Genomic DNA, 5,001 nt, shown 5'->3' with positions numbered 1-5,001 from the left:
AGGTGCTGTTACACGCAGGTAAAAACGACCTTCATGTGTGCCTTCGGCTAAGTGAGTAGCATATTCATTCATGTTTCGAAGATCTAATTCTGTTCCCGTTTCAGCATCTTCAAAAAATACCATTGAGGTTTTAGGGAAGTTACCAAGTTCTTCTATTGAAAATGTATATACTCCATCATTATCTACAACAACACCTAATGGAATAATCATGTCATCTGTAATTGTTGACAATGCCTGAATGCTATAAGACTTTTCACTATCCAATGAGTAAAAGCTTGGTATACCAACTGCTGCATTAAAATACTTTTCAGCTTCAAGTCCCTGATCAAATGTATTTGTAGCATTCTCATTAAAATACACAAGAGTATAATCTGTATAATCTTCATTTGAAAGACTCATTCGTATTAACGGATCCTGATTCTCAGCTTGCTTAAAAAAGTTTGTTGAACTATCAGCAACTCTGGCACTGTTTGTAAAGTTTAATGCATGTGAGCCGGGAGTAGATGTTTTAACAAAAAATGACTGGCCGGAAGCAATCTCCCCATTGAAAGAGCCTGGATTAGTGGCCATTCCATTTATATAGGTGTTATAAACTCCTCTGAAAGAATTAGGGTTTTGAGAATTATCATAAACATAAACCGCATATTCAGTTGTTACAGCATCCCAGTTAATAGCAGACGGATAAGGGTTTCCTACAAAATTCCAACCATCATTTCCTGCTGAAATACTAGTGTAGCTTAAAGGAACATTTATATCTCCGGTATTAGGAGTTCCTTCAAAAGTCAATACTGTATTGCCATTTGTATACATCATCTGCCCGTTTGCCGGTTGCATAATTCCACTCACAAACCCCTGCCAAAATCTATTACCGTTCACTGATGCACTCTCATCCCATGTAAAAGCATTAGCCAAAAGGTTTGGCCAATTATTATGTAAAACATTGTTTTGCTCATTTAAATAATCAACTATTTCATAAGTTGCTGCATTTGATCCCTGTGCATTAAAGCCATTTAAAAGTTCAATATTTTGATTTTCAACCGGTGAAGATATTTGTCTGTAGCCTTGCTGAGAACCCGGTATAAATCTTTCTATATTAATAGAGCCTGAAATTGGATTAGCAAGATTACTGTTATCAATCAAGTATGCTGTCTGATTAGCATCAGAAAGAAGTGTTAAATTTGAAGCAGCGGTGAAAGTTGCATTATTTGATAATGTCAGACCTGTTCTTACCTCAGACGAAGGAAATGCTCCTGCCTGAGCCGGGAAAACAACACCGGTAGTGTTTTCAAATATCAATTCTTCAAAAACTGCGTAACCGGTAACGGTCTGAATATTAGAGCCGCTAAAATAAAACACTGCATCAATTTCAGGGTTACCCAAACTTTCTAAATCGCCCAGTAAATATACTTCTTCCGTTGCTCCGCTTTTAACAAGCTTTGCATCATCTGTAATTTCCAAATTATTATTTACAGTTAAAGCATCTGAGGATGTAAAAGTCTTTTCTCCACTTCCTGATAACACTATAGAAGTATAATCAAAATCATTATTGGATAAACTTATCGTTTGGTCACCCAATCTTGAAAATTCAACAATTGCATTTAAATCTAATGCTATTGAATTAAAAGTATCCGGTGCATCTACCCATGGAATTTCACCGGTTAATACTAAACGACCATTTGAAGCTATACTTAAGTTGGCATCCATCTCATTTCCGGAAGGATCAGAAAACTGAAAAAACTCAGTTTGTAAAACCCCATTGGTATTTATTTGAATAGAAGTAGAATTATCATCATTTCTATTACCTAAAAAAGTAGTTCCTTTAACCAGAACTTCAGCTCCGTTTTCAATAATTAAACTTCCTCCTCTGTCAGTTCCGGTACCACCGGCTGTACCATCAAATGATAAATCTCCTTCTATAGTTAAGGTTCTGTTATCTGCAATAACTATATTGAAATTTGAACTTCCACTTCTGTTATTGTAAATAGCCGCCGAGTTATCCCACCATAGATTTATATCACTGTCTATGGTTAAATTTAAATCATCGCTATTATTGAATACGTTACTCTTTCTAATTCTTTGAATATTAAAAGGACCATTTCCTGAAAAAGTAAAATCTCCGGGTTCAACATTAAAAGATAAATTATTTGAACCGTCAATTGCTCCAATTTCTCCGTTATTAACAATATTTCCAAAAATATTTATGTAAATGTTACCGGTTGCAGCTAAATCCGCCTGTAATTTTCCATTTGGCTCTATTAGTATGTTACCAAAAGATAGGCTTTGCTGACCACCTACACCCACATTTCTTACTGTTACAGTATTCCCATCCTGGATTACATAGTTCGTCCCCGGAAAAAGCGGACTAAAAGTAGCTCCGGTAGCTGAAGGGTCTGTTGACCAGGTCTGTGTATTCGTTGCTCCACCAAAAGTCTGATTACCTGAATTTGTTGAATATAAAGTTTCAGGATAAATCATTATTTCTGAAATAGCCATTTCAGGTCTGTTTCCTGAACCTGAAATTTGATAATAAACCCATCTTAAATAGACAACTTCTTCATTTTCTGCATCTGCCGGTAAATCAAATGTAAATTCCTGTGGTACATTATTAGAATTGCCTGTATCATCCGATTCCCAATTTTGACCTGCGATAGAAGTAAAAGGTCCACACTCGCCTACTCTGTACTGGGCTTGTATAGCATATATTCTGCTTCCTGTAGTTTTTTGAATTCCGGTCCAGTCAACTTTAATTCCGTTCATTCCTTCTGTATTAACGGCAACTTGAGCTGCTCCTAAATATCCGCCTACCAAACAAGATGCATCATTTTGCGGATTACCGGTATTTAGAAAACTAAACCCATCATTATTTAATCCATTAACCCTTGGTCTGCCACCCAAATCATACGCACAAGTATATTCAAATTCAAATGAAGTATTTATGTCTGGGTTCTCTTCACTATGCTGTAAAAAAACCATATTATCCGGGTATGTACCCGCTGCTTCAGTATCTGACCAGGTATTGAATATATATGCACTATTTGCAAGGACATGCGGTGTAACGATAGGCGTTGAACTTACTTTTACATCATCTAAGCCTAAATTTGACCTTGAACCGTTAGTTCCTGCTGAAGGTGAAATATAATAAACCCATCTAAGCTGAACTTCTCCAACATCAGAAAGCTCACAAAGCGTTACCGAAAATTCTTCTGAATCACCTGTATTTTTACCCTGACTTTCAAATATCTGTCCGCTTACATCTTCCCAATTAGATGGCCATGTCCCCCCGCTATCCTGTATTCGATACTGAAGTGCTAAATTTGCAAATCGGTCACCTGAAGACTGAAGAAATAGTCTTCCCGTCCAGTTAATTGTCACATCTGTTCTATTTGTTGTATTCAAAGCCAAGACTATTGAACCTACATTAATTCCTTCATTTGTTCCATCGCAATTAGCTACGGATTGAACTCCTCCTGTATTTGTCATTCTTACACCACTAGTACCCACTCCCTGAAATCTGGAACCTCCTGTTTGATCATACCCACAAGACCAATCTTGTATCATAGGTGTGTTAATATCAGGATCTGTTGTATTATGTCCCTGAAAAGCCATATTTGCCGGGAAAGTTCCGGCCGGTGAACTTGCAGGCCACTCCGTAAATTCATAAACACCTGTATTCAAATCAAAAGAATTCGGATTGGTAAGAGTAGATGCTTCTAATACCATATCTCTGAAACGAACACCTTTTCCACTTGCAGCCGGTCTGGTAAACCTCAATCGAACCTGAGAAGAATTGTTTACCGCAAAGTCAAATGAACCGGTTGGTATGTAATTAGTTGAAGTTGGTGTTGCAGTTGTAAAAGTATTTGCGCTCCAGCTTACTCCCCCATCCAGTGAAAATTCAACTTCTAATGGATTATCTGCTCCGGAACCAAAAGTAGCAACCATAAAATTTAAGCTAGCATTGGTAAAAGCACTTAAATCATAATCTGTAGTTTCTACCCAGGTATCATTAGCTGAAATTAAAAAATATCCTCCGGCAGCTGTTCTTGCTATAGGAGGTGGTGTGCCACCTAATTGAGAAGTCCATCCGGCGGGGAACGATCCATCTCTTAATTCCTCATCAAAAATTTGTGTTTGTGCAAATATGCTGTTTTGTGTAAAAAAAAACAAAATAGCTGAAAAAAAGAAAAGCGTGTTTTTTATACGCATGATTAAAGTAATTTAGTTTAAGTAATATTGCAAAGTTAAAACCTTCATATTTTTAAGTCAATTTTCTAGCGTTAAACTATTCTTAATTAATTATTAAGAAGCATGAAGTTAAATAGCAAAAGGCCTTCCCAAGCGCATTCTTATCTTAAAATTAATTTATCAACATTCTAATTTTAATTTTTGGTTAATTAAAAAGCCTTTTCTCTTCGTAATATTGTTTTATTGATTTTCTGAATACTATACATTTATATAATTACCTGTTCAATATTTTAGCAAGACATATTTTGGCATTTAGCACTCTATTAGATATTAAAAAAGTAAAGAAAACGCATGGCTTAAATTTATTGTAATAGCCAATTTTATGAAATAGGATATTCAAATCAGGAATTAGAACGTTACTAAAATTAATCGGTTTCTTTTTCTCTTTGATTTTACTTCACTATTCGATTGTTCAATTATTCAATTGTTTTAAAACCCTGATTGGACTTCCGGAAACTCTACTTCTTTATATTTTTACACAAAATACATTATAAAAACCTTCCTTTAAGTTGCCATAAACAGCATAAGACTGCAAACCCTTTTAAACATAAAAAGCCGCCTTCAATTAAGAAGGCGGCTTTTTTTAACAAGGAATACCTTGTTATTGCTTAAACCAATTTTCAAAAACCCTTAGTTGTTGAGAAGGAAAACACGTTCTATCAACTGGCTTTCAGCATCTTCTAATATAACCAGGTATATTTGTCCGCTACCCGCTGCCATCTCTATGCTATGGCTCAACGCTCTTTCACGTACATT

Annotated in this window: 1 protein-coding gene; it reads right to left on the bottom strand. The window is 35.7% G+C overall.

Annotation, left to right across the window (positions count from 1 at the left end):
* The coding region (locus tag EA412_00720; GenBank protein ID TVR83804.1) for a hypothetical protein at positions 1–4,206 on the bottom strand (4,206 nt) is incomplete at its 3' end.
* Positions 4,207–5,001: the final 795 nt, after the last annotated feature.

It is taken from the genome of Chitinophagaceae bacterium, assembly GCA_007695095.1.
Taxonomy (GTDB): Bacteria; Bacteroidota; Bacteroidia; order Chitinophagales; family REEL01; genus REEL01.
This window is presented reverse-complemented; position numbering and strand designations above follow the sequence as displayed.